11 protein-coding genes and 2 riboswitches are annotated in these 17,466 nt (G+C 65.5%); of the genes, 7 read left to right on the forward strand and 4 right to left on the reverse strand.

Annotation, left to right across the window (positions count from 1 at the left end; genetic code table 11):
* The first annotated feature begins 51 nt into the window (after positions 1-51).
* The 4 genes from AC1DGP_RS18620 to AC1DGP_RS18635 all read left to right on the forward strand — a co-directional run bounded on the left by AC1DGP_RS18620 (position 52) and on the right by AC1DGP_RS18635 (position 5,343).
* Entirely contained in the window at positions 52-801 is a 750-nt protein-coding gene (locus AC1DGP_RS18620) for a hypothetical protein (RefSeq protein WP_441507802.1), read from the forward strand.
* The gene (locus AC1DGP_RS18625) at positions 794-1,687 is read left to right on the forward strand and encodes a ChaN family lipoprotein (RefSeq protein WP_476832402.1); all 894 of its coding nucleotides are present in this window, start codon (positions 794-796) and stop codon (positions 1,685-1,687) included. The genes AC1DGP_RS18620 and AC1DGP_RS18625 overlap by 8 nt, the downstream gene beginning before the upstream one ends.
* Entirely contained in the window at positions 1,684-3,420 is a 1,737-nt protein-coding gene (locus AC1DGP_RS18630) for an ABC transporter ATP-binding protein/permease (RefSeq protein WP_476832403.1), read from the forward strand. Before AC1DGP_RS18625 ends, AC1DGP_RS18630 begins: the two co-directional genes overlap by 4 nt.
* Before the next feature lie 66 nt (positions 3,421-3,486).
* Positions 3,487-5,343, forward strand: a complete 1,857-nt coding sequence (locus tag AC1DGP_RS18635; protein WP_476832404.1) for an ABC transporter ATP-binding protein — start codon at positions 3,487-3,489, stop codon at positions 5,341-5,343.
* A 5-nt stretch (positions 5,344-5,348) separates the two neighbouring features.
* Here the strand turns inward: AC1DGP_RS18635 and AC1DGP_RS18640 are convergent, their stop codons facing one another.
* The 4 genes from AC1DGP_RS18640 to cobF all read right to left on the reverse strand — a co-directional run bounded on the left by AC1DGP_RS18640 (position 5,349) and on the right by cobF (position 11,192).
* On the reverse strand, positions 5,349-7,304 hold the full coding sequence (locus AC1DGP_RS18640) for a MacB family efflux pump subunit (RefSeq protein WP_441507806.1): 1,956 nt from the start codon (positions 7,302-7,304) through the stop codon (positions 5,349-5,351).
* A gap of 4 nt (positions 7,305-7,308) precedes the next feature.
* Complete coding sequence (locus tag AC1DGP_RS18645; protein WP_476832405.1) at positions 7,309-8,505, reverse strand: efflux RND transporter periplasmic adaptor subunit; 1,197 nt, start codon at positions 8,503-8,505, stop codon at positions 7,309-7,311.
* Complete coding sequence (locus AC1DGP_RS18650) at positions 8,502-10,001, reverse strand: efflux transporter outer membrane subunit (protein WP_476776535.1); 1,500 nt, start codon at positions 9,999-10,001, stop codon at positions 8,502-8,504. The genes AC1DGP_RS18645 and AC1DGP_RS18650 overlap by 4 nt, the downstream gene beginning before the upstream one ends.
* Before the next feature lie 429 nt (positions 10,002-10,430).
* Positions 10,431-11,192 (reverse strand): precorrin-6A synthase (deacetylating), encoded by a 762-nt coding sequence (gene cobF / locus AC1DGP_RS18655; protein ID WP_476776536.1) that lies wholly within the window; start codon positions 11,190-11,192, stop codon positions 10,431-10,433.
* Between the two features lie 183 nt (positions 11,193-11,375).
* A riboswitch (cobalamin riboswitch) is annotated at positions 11,376-11,577 on the forward strand.
* Positions 11,578-11,695: 118 nt separating this feature from the next.
* Here cobF and AC1DGP_RS18660 point away from each other — a divergent pair.
* From AC1DGP_RS18660 to AC1DGP_RS18670, 3 genes are all read left to right on the forward strand, one after another.
* Complete coding sequence (locus AC1DGP_RS18660) at positions 11,696-14,605, forward strand: ribonucleoside-diphosphate reductase subunit alpha (RefSeq protein ID WP_476832406.1); 2,910 nt, start codon at positions 11,696-11,698, stop codon at positions 14,603-14,605.
* A 125-nt stretch (positions 14,606-14,730) separates the two neighbouring features.
* Positions 14,731-15,858: a ribonucleotide-diphosphate reductase subunit beta gene (locus tag AC1DGP_RS18665; protein ID WP_441491619.1), complete on the forward strand. Its 1,128-nt coding sequence runs from the start codon at positions 14,731-14,733 to the stop codon at positions 15,856-15,858.
* A gap of 90 nt (positions 15,859-15,948) precedes the next feature.
* A riboswitch (cobalamin riboswitch) is annotated at positions 15,949-16,158 on the forward strand.
* A gap of 276 nt (positions 16,159-16,434) precedes the next feature.
* Positions 16,435-17,463 carry an ABC transporter substrate-binding protein gene (locus AC1DGP_RS18670; RefSeq protein ID WP_441491741.1) on the forward strand — a complete coding sequence of 343 codons (1,029 nt, stop codon included), beginning with the start codon at positions 16,435-16,437 and terminating at the stop codon, positions 17,461-17,463.
* Positions 17,464-17,466: the final 3 nt, after the last annotated feature.

A 17,466-nucleotide genomic window follows, 5' to 3' on the forward strand; every position in this document is an offset into this window, starting at 1 on the left:
ACGCTCCGAGCGAGACCCCGGAGCGTCGCATCCTTTCCTTGGAGCCCCCTTATGACAAGCACCACACATCCCCGCGAACTGCTGAAGCAACCCTCGGCCGAAATCCTGGCAAGCCTGCCCGCCATGGGCCGCGTCATGCTGAGCGCACGCTCCGGCGGCGCGACGCATGAGCGCATGGGCGTGGTCGGCACCGTCTCGATCGACGGGACCAGGGCGCGCCTCGCAGGCGAGTTCCACGACAGCACGCTCGATCTTGCGGTCGTGACCCGGCTGGTCGCGGACCGCACCAGCAAGATGCGCGACCGGGTGCTGCCCAGGCTCGAGTGCCAGGACGCCGCCGGCGAGGTGTTGTTCAGCCTGATCGGGCTCGACGGGTTGGAGCTCTTCGACAAGGCGCTTGCCCCATTCGGCGCCGGTGAGGCCCTGGAGCCGGTCGAGCGCGAGAGCGCTGCCGGCGGCGGATCGCCTGATGTGCCCGAGGATGATCTCGGTGCCGCGACCTTCGCCGCGATCCTGCGCAATGGCGTGCCGATCTCGATCGATTTCACGAAACCGGGCCTGGCCCAGCATTGGGGAGGTGCGCTGCCAGAGCCGAAGCCGGCCATGGGCTTCGTCAACATCATGCAGGGCGACTTCCACCTTCACTTGCGCGCTGGTGCGGTCGCAAGCTGGCTGCGGCAGGTCGCCGGATCGGAGGTCGAGCTTGCAGCGCATGATTCCGACGGCCAGCCGTTCGGCCTCGTGCTGCGCGGCCCGGCCGCGGCCTTCGACGGCGTTCCGCTCGGCAATCCCCATGGCTGAACCCTCCCTCACCGCCGGATCCGTGACCCTGGCTCATCGGCGCGCGACCTGGCTCTTGCCCGAGACCGGCGAGGCCATTGCCCAGTACGACCTGATGCGGACGATGGCGCAGAAGCGCGTCGTGCTGCTCGGCGAGAGCCATGACATCGCCGAGATCCATCGCTGGCAGCTCCATGTCACGGCGTTCCTGCATACGCTGCGGCCGCAGATGGCGGTCGGTTTCGAGATGTTCCCACGTCGGCTCCAGCCGGTGCTCGACGCCTGGGTCGAGGGCGAGATGGACACCGCGACCTTCCTGGAGCGGTCGGAATGGGCACAGGTCTGGGGTTTCGATCCCGAGCTCTACCTGCCGCTCTTCCATTTCTGCCGACAGCAGCGCGTGCCGATGCTCGCACTCAACTGCCATCGGCCGCTGGTCACGCGTGTCGGCCAGGTCGGTTGGGATGCGATTCCCATCGAAGAGCGCGATGGCGTGACGCCGCCTGCCCCCGCGACGGAGGGGTACCGGCGCTATCTCGCCGGAATCATGAGCGGTTTCGCCGGGCCAGATCGCCCACGCGCCATGGAGCCGGACCGCTTCGATCGCTTCATTCGAGCCCAGCAGACCTGGGATCGCGCCTTCGCCTGCGGCATCGCCGATCATCTGGCAAAGGCACAAGACAACCCGCTCGTCATCGGTATCATCGGGCGCGGCCATCTCGAATACGGCCATGGCACGCCCTATCAGCTCCGCGATCTCGGCATCGATGATCTGGCTGTGCTGTTGCCGACCGACTGTGCCAGCCATGACCAGGAAAGCCTGAAAGGCATTGGCGACGCGATCTTCAGGCTCGACACGCCGGAACCGCCCTCGCCGCGACGCAGTTCGCCCAGGGCCTCTTCGTGACCAGGATCATCTCGCAGATCACGCTGTTGACCCGGCTCTGCATCAGCGGGCCGGGCGGGCGGGCCGGATTGGTCTATTTCGCGCTCGTGCTCGGGCTCGGCTTGGCCGGGGTTCAGGTTTCTGTCCGCCTGATCGCCTGGACGGCGGATTTCTACAACGCGCTGCAGAAGCTCGATGTCGATGCGACACTGCGCCAGATCGCGGTGTTCTTCGGGCTGATCGCCATCAGCGTGAGCCTGTTCCTGAGTGGCAGCTACCTGCGCAAGATGCTGCAGATCCGCTGGCGCCGCTCGCTGACCGAAGCCGCGCTCGACCGCTGGCTCTCCAACAAGGCCTATTGGCATCTGCGCGACCGCACGGATAACGGCCTCGACAACCCGGACCAGCGCATCGCCGAAGACTGCCGCATCTTTGTCGACAAGCTCACCGGAGAGGCGATCGAGCTCATCACCAACATCGTCGCGCTGGTCTCCTTCTTCGCGATCCTGTGGTCGCTCTCGACCTTTGCCCTCGCCTTCACGGTTGGAGGCATCGCGATCGAGATCCCGCGCTACATGGTCTGGGCTGCGCCGCTCTACGTCGCGATCTCGAGCGGCCTGACGCATTGGCTCGGCAAGCCGTTGAAATCCCTCGCCTTCGAGCAGCAGCGCCGCGAGGCCGATTTCCGCTTCGCATTGACGCGGCTGCGCGAGCATGTCGAGGCCGTCGCTCTGGCGAATGGCGAGGCGGCCGAACGGCGCCTGCTCTCGGAGCGCTTCGGCGCGATCATCCAGAACTGGCGCGTCCTCGCCAATCGCGAGTTGATCCTCGGCTGCTTCACCAGGCCCTATATGCAGACGGTCCTGCGCATCCCGCTCTTCCTGGCGTTGCCGGCCTTCCTGGCCGGGCGCGTCACCTTCGGCGGTTTGATGCAGATCGGCTCGGCCTTCCAGAACGTCGTGACCACGCTTTCCTGGTTCATCTTCTCCTATCGCGATCTTGCCGAGCTCGCGGCATCGGCCAGCCGCCTGAGTTATTTCCTCGGAGCAGCCGAGGACAACGTGGACGCGCCGCGGCCAGCGCTCGTCACGGGACAGGAGAACCGGATCCTGCTGCAGGATGTCGCCCTTCGCGTCCCCGACGGCCGTGCTCTCGAGCCCCTCCCCGAGATCAGGCTTGAAGCAGGCGGGACGTATTGGATTTCAGCGCCCTCCGGGCATGGCAAGAGTGCCCTGGTGAAGGCCCTTGCCGGGTTGTGGCGGCATGGCACGGGGCAAATCGAACGGCCGGATGCCAAAATGGTCTTCCTGCCGCAGCAGCCCTACCTGCCCCTCGGCGGGCTGCGGGGAGCATTGGCCTATCCCGCCTCCCCTGAGACCTATCGGGCCGAGGACTATGAGCGAGCACTAGGGGCCGTCGGCATGGCCCAGTTGTGGGAAATCGACGAGCCGGCCTGGAACGACGCGCGCCGCGGCCTGTCCGGCGGCGAGCGCCAGCGGCTGGCGCTCGCCCGCATCCATCTCCAAAGGCCGGACTGGATCGTGCTCGACGAGGCGACCAGTGCGCTCGACCCGGCGGCCGAACGCGATCTGTTCGCGACCTTGCGCCAGCACTTGCCGCTGGCGACTTTCATCCTGATCGCGCACCGGCCGCCCTTGGGCCTGGAAGACCATCGCGCAATCCACCTGTCGAGACGCGACGACTCTTGTGCCGGAGCCTCTGACGAGCGCCGTGGCGAGCTTGCAGAGGCTTAGAATGTCCCGAAGCTGCCATCCTTGCTGCTGCGGTCCGATCGTTGCGGCTCCATCAGAGTTCGTCAGATGACCGCCGCCTCGTTCTCCGCTGGGCCAGCGCTACGCCAGCGTTTCCGGACCTTGGCCCTGCTGCCCCGGCTGCTGCACTCGTTCTGGCAGACGAGTCCCGCGCTGTCGGCCACGATCATCGTCTTGCGCCTGTTGCGCGCCGCTCAGCCGCCGCTCGTGCTCTTCATCGGCAAGCTGATCGTCGACGAGATCATCCTCCAGACCGCCTCACCAGCTCCTGGACCGACGCTGGCGGACTGGGTGGACAGCGGGCGCCTGAGCGCGGTCGCCGGCTGGCTCTTGCTCGAGTTTCTGCTCGTCGCGGCGGCAAATGCGCTCGCGCGCATCGGAGCCTTCGTGGAAAGGGTCCTGACCGAGCGCCATGATAATGCGCTCGGTGTCGCGCTCATCAGGCAGGTGGCGAGCCTGGATCTGCGCGACATCGAGGCCAGCTCTGCGCAGGACAGGCTGCAGCGGGCCCGCACCCAGCGCTTCATGGGTAACCAGCTGCTGACCTCCCTGCTGAGCCAGGCTCAGGATTTCGTCTCGCTCATCCTGTTTGTCATCGGCCTGTTCTCCTATGCGCCCCTGCTGATCATTCTGCTGTTGCTCGCACTCCTGCCAACGCTCGCCGGTGAAGCGCATTTCAATGCAAAGGGTTATGGGCTGAACGTCTCGGTCACGTCCGAGCGCCGGCAAATGGATTACATCCAGATCGTCGGTTCAGCGGCCGAATCCGCCAAGGAGATGAAGCTGTTCGGGCTCGGCGCCTACCTGGCGGGCCGCTTTGCCGAACTCGCCGACAAGGTCCATCGTGGCAATCGCGATCTCGCGGCTCGGCGTACGCTCTGGGGCAGTCTGTTTGGGGCAATCGCCTCGTTGGCCTATTACGCTGCCTATGCCGTCATCGCCTGGCGCGCCCTGAAGGGTGAACTCGGCATCGGCGATCTCACCTTTCTCGCCGGCTCGTTGCTGCGGCTGAACGGCCTGTTCGAGCGGCTGATCCTCGGCCTGACCCAGATCACGTCGCTGACCCAGTATCTCGATGATTTCTTCTCGTTCATGGATCTCCGCTCGACGATGGTCGCCCCGCCGAATCCAAGACCATTTCCGGTGCCGATGCGGCAGGGTATCGTCTTCGACAAGGTCGGATTCCGTTATCCCGGCAAGGATGCCTGGGCGCTGCGCGATCTCAGTTTCTCCATTACCGTCGGCGAGACACTTGCTCTCGTCGGTGAAAACGGGGCCGGTAAGACCACGATCGTCAAGCTGCTGACCAGGCTCTACGAGCCGGACGAGGGCCGCATCCTCGTCGACGGCATCGACATCCGCGATATCGGCATCGCCGACCTGCAGCACCAGATCGGCGCCATCTTCCAGGATTTCGTGCGCTATCACATGACCGCCGCAGAGAATATCGGCATTGGGCGGGTCGGCTGCCTCAGCGATCGTCCGCGGGTCATCGACGCCGCGCAGAAGAGCCTCGCCCATCCGCTGATCGAGACGCTGCCGGAGGGCTACGAGCAGATGCTGGGCCGCGTCTTTGCGCGGGGGCTCGATCTCTCGGGGGGCGAATGGCAGAAGATCGCGATTGCCAGAGCCTATTTCCGCGACGCAGCGATCCTGGTTCTCGACGAGCCGACCGCAGCGCTGGATGCCCGCGCTGAAGCGGAGATCTTCGAACGCTTCCGCAATCTGAGCGAGGCGAAGACCGCATTGCTGATCTCGCACCGCTTCGCGACCGTCCGGATGGCCGACCGCATCCTGGTGCTGGAGAACGGCGCCATCCTCGAAAGCGGCAGCCATGAGGAGCTCATCGCGCTGCACGGGCGCTACGCCGAGCTGTTCGCGTTGCAGGCCGCAGGCTTCCAGTAAGAGCCTCAGGCGCCTCGGGCCAGGGCCTCGACCGGGTCGAGACCCGCGGCATTGCGCGCCGGCAGGAATCCGAAGCCGACACCGATCAGCGTCGAGCAGGCAATCGCTGCCGCGAAGGCCTCGGCCGAGTAGATGAAGCGAACCGGCGAGCCGGAGAGCGCGAATCCCCAGCCGATGGAGAGCGCCAGAGCGATACCGAGCACGCCCCCGATGAAGCAGACCAGAGAGGCCTCGATCAGGAACTGCTGGAGGATGTCGCCGCGGCGCGCGCCCACGGCCATCCGCAGGCCGATCTCGCCGGTGCGCTCGATCACCGAGACCAGCATGATATTCATCACGCCGATACCGCCGACGAGCAGGGAGATCACGGCGATCGAGGCGATCAGCAGCGCGAAGGTCGCGTTGTTGCTGGTGATCGCCTGACGGATTGCGTCATTGTTCCGGATAAAGAAATCCTCGGCGCGGTGGCGATGCGTCAACAACTCGGTGACGGCGCTCTGCGCCGACTCCATCGGTGTGTCGTCATTGACGCGCAGGATGATGCTGCGCAGCGAAAGATCCCCGAGGAAACGGCCCTGGACGGTGGTGTAAGGCAGGTAGACCTGCGGGTTCAGGCTGGCGCCGAAGCCGCTCTGCTGGGGCCGCATCACTCCGATCACGCGGGCAGGGACCGAGCCGATCAGGATGACGCTGCCGATCGGGTCCTGGCCGGTCCGCGCGAACAGGGCACTGACAGTGTTCTCGTCGATGACCACATCCTGCGAGAGCCGCCGGACGTCGTCCGCGTCGAAGAGCCGGCCCTGGGCCAGGACGCCGCCCGTGACCGCGAAATACTGCTCGCCGACGCCCATGACCAATCCCGATGCCTCGGCGGAGCCGAAACGCAGCGTGGCATTCGTCGACACGGTCGGTGTGACGCCTTCGGCATAGGGCTGACTTGCGAGGATATGGGCATCGGCGACTGTCAGGGTCTTGATCTGGCCCGAGCGGCGGTCGCCGATCGTGGCTCCGGGGTAGATCTCGAGAGTGTTGGTGCCGAGCCCGGCGATATTGGCGAGAACCTGCTGGCGCGAGCCCTCCCCCAGCGCCACCACGCTGACGACAGAGGCGATGCCGATGACGATGCCGAGCATGGTCAGCGCGGAGCGCAGCTTATGGGCGCGCATCGACAGGAGGGCCATGCCGAAGGCCTCGCGCAGCCGGCCGAACGCGGCCCGCCACGAGCCACCCCGCGGCACGTCCAGCACCGGGTTCGCCTTGGAAACGAGCGTCGGGCGGGTCCTCCGATCGGAGATGATCCGGCCGTCGCTAAGCTCGATAATGCGGTCGGCTCGGGCCGCGACGTTCATGTCATGAGTGACAAGAATGATCGTGTGGCCCTCGCGGCCGAGTTCCTCGAGCAGGGTCAGCATCTCCTCGCCGCTCTTGCGGTCGAGTGCGCCGGTCGGCTCGTCTGCAAGGATGACCCGGGCCCCGTTCATCAGGGCCCGCGCGATCGAAACCCGCTGCTGCTGGCCGCCCGACATCTCGGCCGGGCGATGCGTCTTCCGGGCCCCGAGGCCGAGCCGGTCGAGCAAGGCGGCTGCCCGATTGCGCCGCGGCTCGGCGGCAACCCCTGCGTAGATCGCCGGCACCTCGACATTGGCGAGCGCGGTCAGTTCCGACAGCAGATGATAGCGCTGAAAGACGAAGCCGAAATATTCACGCCGCAGCCGTGCCAGCTCGTCCGGCCCGAGATCGCGCGTCGGGCGGCCGTCAATCGCGTAGACACCGCCGGTCGGCCGGTCGAGGCAGCCGATGATATTCATCAGGGTGGATTTGCCCGAGCCCGACGGTCCGACGATCGCAACCATCTCGCCGGCCTCGATGGTCAACTCGGCCCCGTCAAGCGCCGCAATCGCCGCTTCGCCTGCGCCAAAATCGCGCCGGACCCCACTCAGCCTGATCAGCGGCACGCCCATGCGGTCAGAACCCGAGCGGGCCACGCATGCGGCGGGCCGCTGCGGGGGAGCCCGTGTGTGCGATGACGACACGCTCGCCCGCCCTCAGCCCGGAAGAGATTTCCGCGACGATCTTGTTGTCTAGCCCAACCGTGACCTTGCGCGGCGCGGGCTTGCCATCGTCCCCGACGACATCGAGCCAGGGCTCTCCGCCCCGGCGCCTGATCACCGTGGACGGCACGGTGACGACGCCCCGCATCCGCCCGACGACCACCGTTACCTGGACCGTCATCGAGGTCAGCAGCCTTCCGTCGGAGTTGGGCACCTCGAACAGCGCGTTGTAGTAGATCGCCGAGGAAGTCGAGGAGGCGTTCGTGCTCGAAGAGGCCGAGGCGCTGCTCGTATTCTGCGTCTTCAGCGTATCAGGCGCCGGTTCGACAAAGGCGATCCTGCCAGGGAAGCGCCGATCGGGCGCGCCGAGAACGCTGAACAGGGCCTCTTGGCCGGCCTTGACCCTGAGCACGTCTGCTTCCGAGATCTTGGCCTTGACCGTCATGGTCGAAACGTCGCCAAGCACGATGATGGTCGGCGCGGATTGCGCCGCGTTCACCGTCTGGCCTTCCTGCGTCACGATGGCCAGTGCGGTGCCCGCCGCCGGAGCTGTGATGCGGGTATAGCCGAGCTTGGCGCGGGCAGTCTCGACCTTGACGCCGCCGGAAATGATCTGGGCGTCGAGCGCCGCGATCTGGGCGCGGGTCGTGCGCACCGTCATCTCGGCCGATTCGTAATTGTCGCGGGAGACCGCGTTCTGGCCGAGCATCTGCTTCTGACGGGCAAGCACGGATTCGGCATAGGCGAGGCTGGCCAGGCGCTCCTCGCGCTGCGCCTGCAGCACGGCGAGCTCGGCCTCGGCCGAGCGCAGTTCATTCTGCTGGGTGACGCCATCGATCTCGGCGATCAGGTCGCCCTCGCTCACGTTCTGGCCCAGGGCCACCTTAAGCGAGATCAGCCGGCCGGAGACCTGCGCGCCGACGCTCACCTGCCGGATCGGCTCCAGCGCGCCGCTGGCCAGCACGACCTCTTCGACATCGCCCATCGTGGCGGCGACCGTCGGCAGTTGAATCGCGGCCGGCTGCGGCGCCTGCTGCGAGCGCAGGGCATAGCCACCCGCCCCCAGCATGCCCAGGACAAGCAGCAGCATGAAGGCACGGCGCGACGTCATGGGCTCGGGACCTCCAGGGAGACAGCACGCAGGCGGGGCCCCTGCGGCGGATCCTCGACGCGCGGGCGGGAGACCTCGACCGGCCGGAGCCAGCCACCGCCAAGCGCCTTGTTGAGGGCGATGAACCGGGTCGCCAGCGCGATCTGGCTCTGAATCCGCGAATCCTCGGAGCTATACTGCGAGCGCTGCGCATCGAGCACGTCGAGGAAGCTGGCGCCGCCCGACTGGTAGAGCGCCTGGGACAGCTGCGCCGCCTGACCGGAAGCCGCAGCCGCCGTCGACAGGCTGGCCAGCCGCAGTCGCTCCTGCCGCAATCCAACCAGTGCGTCCTCGACATCCTGCAGGGCGCTCAGCACAGCGAGCCGAAGCGCCGCATCCGACTGGTCGCGCCGGGCGCGCGCCACATCGACCGCGGCCGCGAGTTCGCCCCCATTGAAGATCGGCACGCTCAGCGATGGGCCGATCGACCAGCCGATCGCGCTGTTCTTCGCGAGGTCGCCGAGCTTCAGCGCCGAGGTCGAGATATTGCCGGTCAGGCTCACGGAAGGGTAGCGAACCGCCTCGGCCTGGCCGATCCGTGCCGTTGCCTGGGCGAGACTGCGCTCGGCCCGCCGGACATCCGGCCGGTTGCGCAGCACGTCCGCCGGGACGCCGGCTTGCGGTGGCGCGGGCGTCGCCGGCACCTTCGCAGCGCCGGTCAAGCGCGAGCCCATAGCGGATGGCGGGCGGCCAACCAGCACCGCGATACGGTGCTGGGTCTGCGACAGCGCGGTTTCAAGGGCCGGAATCTGCGCCTCGGTGCTCGCGACCTGCGCCACCGCCCTCGCCGTATCGACCGCCGAGACATCGCCGGCCTGGAAGCGGACCCGCGTCAGTGCCTCGGTCACCCGCTGGGTTTCGACCGTCCGCTTGGCAAGCACAATGCGCGCCTGGTAGCCGCGCGCCTCGATGACAGCCGAAGCGACATCCCCAATGAGCGTCAGCAGTACTCCGTCGAGATCATCGTCGGCGGCATCGACGCCATAGGTCGCGGCTTCGACGGCGCGGTCGCGCCCGCCGAAGATGTCGAGCTCCCAGGAGGTGTCGAAGCCCGCGCGCAAGCTGTTGCTCATGCCGCTGCCGCCCCCTGAATCGGAGCTTGTGGCGTAACGCGAACGCGTTGCCGATGCTGAACCATTGACCTGAGGAAACAGCGGCGCGATCGCCTGGACCCGGCTCGCTCGCGCTTCGCGAATCCGCGCCTTCGCCTGGGCGACATCGAGATTGCCTGCAACCGCTTCGGTCACGAGCCCATCCAGCACAGGATCCTTGAATTGCCGCCACCACTCCGACCGAGCGGGAGGCCGCGCAGCCGAAGCGGCGCCATTCCATTGGGTGGGCAGATCCTGCGTCGGCGCGACGTAGTCGGGGCCGACCGAGCAGGCGCCAAGGCAGAGCAGAACAGGCAGCGCGAGCAGCCTCGTCCAATCCGATATCAGCCTGTCGCGAGAGTGCATCCCGTCCATGTCCGCCGCATTGGCGACCTTTCCATTCCAGGCGGAAAGAGCGCAGATCGGCGGTCATAGGCGCCGTATTTCAGAATGATTCCAAAGACGAAGACCCCGCGGAGTGCCGATCTCTGGCTATCTTGAACGCCTACAAAGCGGCCTCGCGAATTGCAAGGCGCCAGCCCCGCGAAAGCGGTTCATCGACGTCTGAGCCAGGACCAACTCGGGCTGATCCGGCAGCCAGCGCGACCGCGATACCATCCGCCGCGCTCTCGGCGGCTGAGATCGGCCATCGGGTGGTCCGGCGCAATGGCTCTCCTTCTTCGCTCCGGGCAAACAACCCGGCGAACCGCGACAGTGACACGATGGAGCAATCCACCCGACGGGGCCAATCGAAGACATAAGGACCCTTTTGTCGTCATGCGCGGATTGCGCCGTTCAGTCCTCGTCGCGTCTCCGAAGCAGATAGGTATCCATGATCCAGCCCTTTTCCTCTCGCGCTTCGCGCCGGATGCGCTCGATATCGCCCATCACCTCCGAGAGCTTTCCGGCGATCAGAATCTCGTCCTTGGTGCCGAGATAGGCGCCCCAATAGATATCGAGATCTTCACCCGCGACACTCTTGAAGGCCTGGTCCCCGTCGAGCATGACGACCACACTATCGAGGTTATTGGGAAAGCCTTCCGCCAGTTTGCGTCCCGTGGTGATCAGCACGGGCTCGCCAATCCGGTTGAGGGCGACCCGGTGTCGCGCCGCAAGGGCCTGCACGCTGCTGATGCCCGGGATCACATCGTATTCGAGAGCGAAGCCCCTGGCGCGAATATGCTCGACGATCCGCAGCGTGCTGTCATAGAGCGTCGGATCACCCCAGACGAGGAAGGCTCCGCATTCACCGTCCCCGAGTTCTTCCGTGAACAGGCCCTCGTAGTCATGGGCAATACGCGCATGCCACTCGTCGACGCTGCCACGGTAATTCGTTCCGGCGGGGGCACGCTCCGGGATCGGCACCGGAACCAGGCGATAATCCGATCGTTCGATGAAGCGCTCGCAGATGTCCTTCCGCAGCCGTCCGAGCGCGGCCTTTTCTGTCCCCTTGTCGGGAATGAAGAAGACGTCGGCCTGGTTGAGGGCGTTGATCGCCTGGACCGTGACATAGTCGGGATTGCCGGCACCAATTCCGATGATCAGGATCTTGCGCATTCGGCCTCCAAGTCGGGGCTCAGATGGCCCACCGTTCGGCAGCCATAGCACGTGGGGCGACAGCGCGAGCAGCTGCGCCATGACGCCCTCGAGGCCGATCGCCGCATAGTTCGACCACTCCCCGCTCTTCACAGGCCAACGAATAGGCCGTGGCAAGCTGTTGACAGAATTGTCGCGATAGCCACTAGATATGGTGGTCACGGTCTCTCGAGTCGCAAGATCGAGAGCTAAGAGGGAAGCCGGTGCGAAACCGGCGCTGCCCCCGCAACTGTCAGCGGCGAGTACTTGTCCAGACTATCAGTCACTGAGGCCGCCAGGCCTTGGGAAGACGGGACAAGAGCGATGACCCGCGAGCCAGGAGACCTGCCGCGACAGCAGAATCGTCCTCGGGCGGGGTGTCCCGGTGGATCGCTTGGTCATGTCTGCGGGCGCTCGTCGCTGCGACATTCTCCGTTGCGACTCCGCCTGGCCTTTGCCCCCTACAGATTGGGGTTTGAAAGCCGATGTCCCTCGCGACCGATACCATCCGCCCTGAGACGTTCAGCCCGATCGCGTCGCAAGGCAGCGATGCGCGATCGACCGCGGAACCGGGCTACCAGGTGATCCGCCGCAACGGCAGCGTCACCCCGTTCGACGCCTCCAAGATCAGCGTCGCTCTGACCAAGGCCTTTCTGGCGGTCGAGGGCAGCAGCGCCGCTGCCTCGCGCCGAATCCACGACATCGTCGCGGAGTTGACCCAGCAGATCGTCGCCGGGCTGACGCGGCGCGCCGATGCCGGCCGTACCTTCCATATCGAGGATGTGCAGGATCAGGTCGAACTCGCGCTGATGCGCAGCGAACACCACAAGGTCGCCCGCGCCTATGTGCTCTACCGCGAGGAACGAGCCCAGGAACGGGCCCGCGCCAAGGCGGAAGCGAAGCCTGTGGTCGCCTCCGCGCCGGTGCTGCGCATGAAGGCAGCCGACGGCGCGCTCGTGCCGCTCGATGGGGCTCGCCTCGCCACGGTCATTCGCGAAGCCTGCGCCGGGCTCGACGGCGTCTCGGCTGAAGCCGTGCTGAGCGAAGCGCAGCGCAACCTCTATGACGGCATCAGTCAGGATGAGCTGGCGCAGGCGCCGATCCTGGCTGCGCGCACCCTGGTCGAGACCGAACCGAACTATTCCAAGGTCTCGGCTCGCCTCCTGCTCGACAAGCTCCGCCGCGAGGCGCTGAGCTTCGTCTCCGGTCGTCCGGAACAGGCGACTCAGGCAGAAATGTCAGTACGTTACGGCGACTATCTCCACGCCTATGTGAAGACCGGCATCGCCAACGAGCTGCTCGATCCCGAGCTTGGACGCTTCGATCTCGCCCGCCTTGCGGCTGCGCTCAAGCCGGAGCGCGACCTCCAGTTCGATTATCTCGGCTTCCAGACGCTCTATGACCGCTATTTCCTGCATGTCCGAGGCAATCGCTTCGAGCTGCCGCAGGCCTTCTTCATGCGTGTCGCGATGGGTTTGGCGATCCGCGAGATCGACCGCGAGGCCCGGGCGATCGCCTTCTACGACCTGCTCTCCTCCTTCGACTTCATGGCCTCGACGCCGACCCTGTTCAACGCAGGAACCCTCAGGCCGCAGCTCTCCTCCTGCTTCCTGACCACGGTGCCGGACGATCTCGACGGCATCTTCAAAGCGGTGAAGGACAACGCCCTGCTGGCCAAATATTCCGGCGGGCTGGGCAATGACTGGACGCCTGTGCGTGGCCTTGGCGCTCATATCAAGGGCACCAATGGCGAGAGCCAGGGCATCGTGCCGTTCCTCAAGGTCGCCAACGACACCGCGATCGCCGTCAACCAGGGTGGCAAGCGCAAGGGCGCGGTCTGCGCCTATCTCGAAACCTGGCATGTCGACATCGAGGAGTTCCTCGATCTGCGCAAGAACACCGGCGACGACCGCCGCCGTACCCATGATATGAACACGGCGAACTGGATCCCCGACCTGTTCATGCAGCGCGTCGCCGCCGGAGGCCAGTGGACGCTGTTCTCGCCCGACGAGACGCCCGACCTTCACGATCTCTACGGCAAGCCGTTCAAGGCGGCCTATGAGGCCTATGAAGCCAAGGCCGAGCGCGGCGAGATCAAGGTGTTCAAGCGCCTCAACGCGCTCGATCTCTGGCGCAAGATGCTGACCATGCTGTTCGAAACCGGCCATCCCTGGATGACCTTCAAGGATGCCTGCAACCTGCGCTCGCCGCAGCAGCATGCCGGCGTGGTGCATTCCTCGAACCTGTGCACCGAGATCACGCTGAACACCTCGGCCGACGAGGTCGCCGTCTGCAATCTGGGCTCGATCAACCTCGCAGCCCATGTGACGGCGGGCGGGCTCGACCGGGCCAGGCTCGGCAAGACGGTCGCGACCGCGATGCGGATGCTCGACAACGTCATCGACATCAATTTCTACACGATCCCCGAGGCACGCCGCTCGAACCTGCGCCACCGCCCGGTCGGCCTCGGCATCATGGGCTTCCAGGATGCGCTGCAGACCTTGCGCCTGCCCGCGGCGTCCGAGGGTGCCGTAGCCTTCGCCGACACCTCGATGGAGGCGATCAGCTGGTTTGCGATCTCGGCCTCGGTCGATCTTGCCGCCGAGCGCGGTCGCTACCCGAGCTTCGAAGGCTCGCTCTGGTCGAAGGGCATCCTGCCGATCGACTCGCTCTACATCCTCTCGGAGGCCCGCGACGGCGATGTCGAAACACTCGATCGTTCGACGACGCTGGACTGGGACAGCCTGCGCGAGCGGGTGAAGACCACCGGCATGCGCAACTCGAACTGCATGGCGATCGCCCCTACCGCAACGATCTCCAACATCGTCGGTGTCTCGCAGTCGATCGAGCCGTCCTATAGCCAGCTCTACGTCAAGGCGAACATGTCGGGCGACTTCACGGTCGTGAATGCCGACCTCGTCCGCGATCTCAAGGCGCGCGATCTCTGGGACGAGGTCATGGTCTCGGACCTGAAATACTACGACGGAAAGGTCAGTCAGATCGACCGCGTCCCCGACGATCTCAAGGCGCTCTACGCAACCTCCTTCGAGATCGAGACAAGCTGGCTGATCCGCGCCGCCGCACGCCGTCAGAAATGGATCGACCAGGGCCAGTCGCTCAATCTCTACATGGCGCAGCCTTCCGGCAGGAAGCTCGACGAGGCCTATCGCCTCGCCTGGCGGCTCGGCCTGAAGACGACCTATTACCTGCGCGCGCTCTCGGCGACCCATGTCGAGAAGTCGACGCTGAAGGGCACTGACGGCAAGCTCAACGCGGTGTCGGCAACGGTCCCCGTCGCGTCCAAGCTGATCCTCGTCGACATCCCGCTCGACAATGGCATGGCCGTGCCGAACGCCTGCTCGATCGACGATCCGACCTGCGAAGCCTGCCAGTGAGGCAGCGGCGGCATCCACGCTCGCCTTCGCGGCGCGCATGGATGCCCGGCCCTGCCCGATAGCGAACGATACGGACGGCCGGGGCAGACCCGGCCATGACATTCAGACCCGATTGGATATTCATCATGCTCGACTGGTCAGACAGCAAGCCTGCCACCGCCCTCGATCTCAATCCGGCCGCGCCCGGCGGAACCTCTGCCGATGCCACCGGCCTCGGCGAGATCGATCGCTCCGGCGGCCGCGTCAGCGTCGACGAGAAGCGGATGATCAACTGCCGCGCCGATGTGAACCAGCTCCTGCCGCTCAAGTACAAATGGGCCTGGGAGAAATACCTCGCCGGCTGCAACAATCACTGGATGCCGACAGAGGTCTCGATGCAGGCCGATATCGCTCTGTGGAAGTCGAAGGACGGGCTGACCGAGGACGAGCGCCGCACGATCAAGCGCAATCTCGGCTTCTTCGCGGCCTCGGAAAGCCTCGTCGCCAACAACATCGTGCTCGCGATCTACCGTCATCTCACCAATCCGGAATGCCGGCAGTACCTGCTGCGCCAGGCTTTCGAGGAGGCGGTGCACACCCACACCTTCCAGTACATCGTCGAGAGTCTCGGCCTCGACGAGGGCGAACTCTTCAACATGTATCGCGAGGTGCCTTCGATCACCGACAAAGCGGCCTGGGCCCTGAAGCACACCCAGCATCTCGACGATCCCGATTTCGAGACCGGCACGCCCGAGGCCGATCAGGCCTTCCTGCGCGACCTCGTCGCCTTCTACGTGATCTTCGAGGGCATGTGGTTCTATACCGGCTTCGCCCAGATCCTGTCGCTCGGCCGACGCAACAAGATGGTCGGCATCGCCGAGCAGTACCAGTACATCCTGCGCGACGAGAGCATTCACCTGAATTTTGGCATCGACGTGATCAACCAGATCAAGATCGAAAACCCGCATCTCTGGACCAAGGCCTTCCAGGACGAGCTGCGCGGCATGATCCGCGACGCTGCCGAACTCGAGGCCGCCTATGGCCGGGACACCATGCCGCGCGGCTTCCTCGGCCTGAATGCTGCGCTCTGCGAGCAGTACATGCATTTCATCGCCAACCGCCGTTGCGCGCAGCTCGGCCTCGCGCCGGTCTTCGCGGAAACGGAAAACCCGTTCCCCTGGATGAGCGAGGCGATGGACCTGAAGAAGGAGAAGAACTTCTTCGAGACCCGCGTCATCGAATACCAGAACGGCGGCGCTCTGAGCTGGGAGTGAGCTGAGAAGGATGGAGCCGTCTCGCTGCAGGGCTCCATCAGCAGGCGGTGTGGTCGGTGCCTGCGGCTTGACGCCGCCTTGGGCCCCTCTATGGTCGGCCGCGATCAAGGTTCCTCGGGTCCAGGCCCGAAGCTAAGAGGGAATTCGGTGAGGCGCCCTGCGCCGAATCCGAGGCTGCCCCCGCAACTGTAAGCGGCGAGCTCTTCTCCCAACGTCCACTGGCGCTCTCACGCCGGGAAGGCCGGGCGAAGCCAGCGCTGACCCGCGAGCCAGGAGACCTGCCCTGATCGCAGAAGCGTCTTTCGGGCGGGGTGTCCGGGGGGATTTGCGTCGGCGGCAGGTCGTAGACCCGCACCCCCGAACCGATCCGCTCAAGCTCCCGGCTCGTCATCTCGGGGAGCGATGAATTCCATGTCCATGATGCCGAACCACGCGGTCGCAGCCGCGGCAGAGCGCTTGACGCAGACTCGTCGAGCAGTCTATCAAAATTGTAATATTGTTGCATTACAGGATCGGCCGTGCGAGGCCCTCGAGCCTCGCGACGCATGCCGTCGCTCGACGCTATCGGAGACTTCAATGCGCAGCGCCGCACGCCTTTCTTGCCTTTCGTTCGTCGCAGCCATCGGCATGTCGATGTCCGGAGCGGCCTTGGCCGCGCCGACGCAGTATCCGCTGACGCTGGAGAATTGCCGGGAGACGATAACGTTCAACCAGGCGCCAAAGCGCGTCGTGGCGGTCGGACAGACGCAGACCGAGATCCTCTACGCGCTCGGGCTCGGCGACAAGGTCGTGGGCACAGCCGTGTGGTTCAGCCCTGTCGCGAAGCCCTATGAGGCGGTCAACGCCAAGGTGAAGCGGCTTGCCGACAACGATCCGAGTTTCGAGGCCGTCGTCGCCCAGGAACCCGACCTCGTGACTGCGATGTTCGAATGGCATATCGGCCCCAACGGCATCGTCGGCAAGCGCGACCAGTTTGCGAAGCTGAAGGTGCCGACCTATGTCTCGCCCACCGACTGCGTCGGAAAGGACAATTCCGGGCCGGGCGACGGCGTCCGCACGCAGATGTTCACGATGGATCTCGTCTACCGCAATATTCGCGAGTTCGGGCAGATCTTCGACGTCTCCGATCGCGCCGAGGCGCTGGTCGCCGAATTGAAGGCCCGCGAGGACAAGGCGGTCGCTTCTGTGGCCGGTATCAAGCCGCAGGATGTCCCCGTCGTGGTCTGGTTCTCCAGCAAGGACATCAAGGGCGACGCCTTCCTGGCCGGCAAGAATGGCGTGCCTGCCTATATCCTGTCGAAGCTCGGCGCCCGGAACGTCATCACCACCAACGAGGAATGGCCGCTGGTCGGTTGGGAGACCGTCGCTTCCGCCAACCCTGCCGTCATCGTCGTGGTCAAGATGGATCGCCGGCGTTTCCCAGCAGATGACATCAATCTCAAGCTCGACTTCCTCAAGACCGACGCGGTTGCGAGCAAGCTCGACGCCAGTCGGCAGCAGCGGATCGTGATCATGGATGTCGGCGCGACCAGGGCCGGGCTTGATACGATCGACGGCATCGAGGCGCTGGCCAACGGCATCAAGAGCTTCGGCCTCACCAAGTGAGCC

The sequence above is a fragment of the Allobosea sp. 05T433 genome (assembly GCF_056396065.1).

Excerpts from the sequence above, each read along its gene's own strand:
- AC1DGP_RS18620 (WP_441507802.1), top strand. The coding sequence starts at position 52 with ATGACAAGCACCACACATCCCCGCGAACTGCTGAAGCAACCCTCGGCC.
- AC1DGP_RS18625 (WP_476832402.1), top strand. The coding sequence starts at position 794 with ATGGCTGAACCCTCCCTCACCGCCGGATCCGTGACCCTGGCTCATCGG.
- AC1DGP_RS18635 (WP_476832404.1), top strand. The coding sequence starts at position 3,487 with ATGACCGCCGCCTCGTTCTCCGCTGGGCCAGCGCTACGCCAGCGTTTC.
- AC1DGP_RS18640 (WP_441507806.1), bottom strand. The coding sequence starts at position 7,304 with ATGGGCGTGCCGCTGATCAGGCTGAGTGGGGTCCGGCGCGATTTTGGC.
- AC1DGP_RS18645 (WP_476832405.1), bottom strand. The coding sequence starts at position 8,505 with ATGACGTCGCGCCGTGCCTTCATGCTGCTGCTTGTCCTGGGCATGCTG.
- AC1DGP_RS18650 (WP_476776535.1), bottom strand. The coding sequence starts at position 10,001 with ATGCACTCTCGCGACAGGCTGATATCGGATTGGACGAGGCTGCTCGCG.
- cobF (WP_476776536.1), bottom strand. The coding sequence starts at position 11,192 with ATGCGCAAGATCCTGATCATCGGAATTGGTGCCGGCAATCCCGACTAT.
- AC1DGP_RS18660 (WP_476832406.1), top strand. The coding sequence starts at position 11,696 with ATGTCCCTCGCGACCGATACCATCCGCCCTGAGACGTTCAGCCCGATC.
- AC1DGP_RS18665 (WP_441491619.1), top strand. The coding sequence starts at position 14,731 with ATGCTCGACTGGTCAGACAGCAAGCCTGCCACCGCCCTCGATCTCAAT.
- AC1DGP_RS18670 (WP_441491741.1), top strand. The coding sequence starts at position 16,435 with ATGCGCAGCGCCGCACGCCTTTCTTGCCTTTCGTTCGTCGCAGCCATC.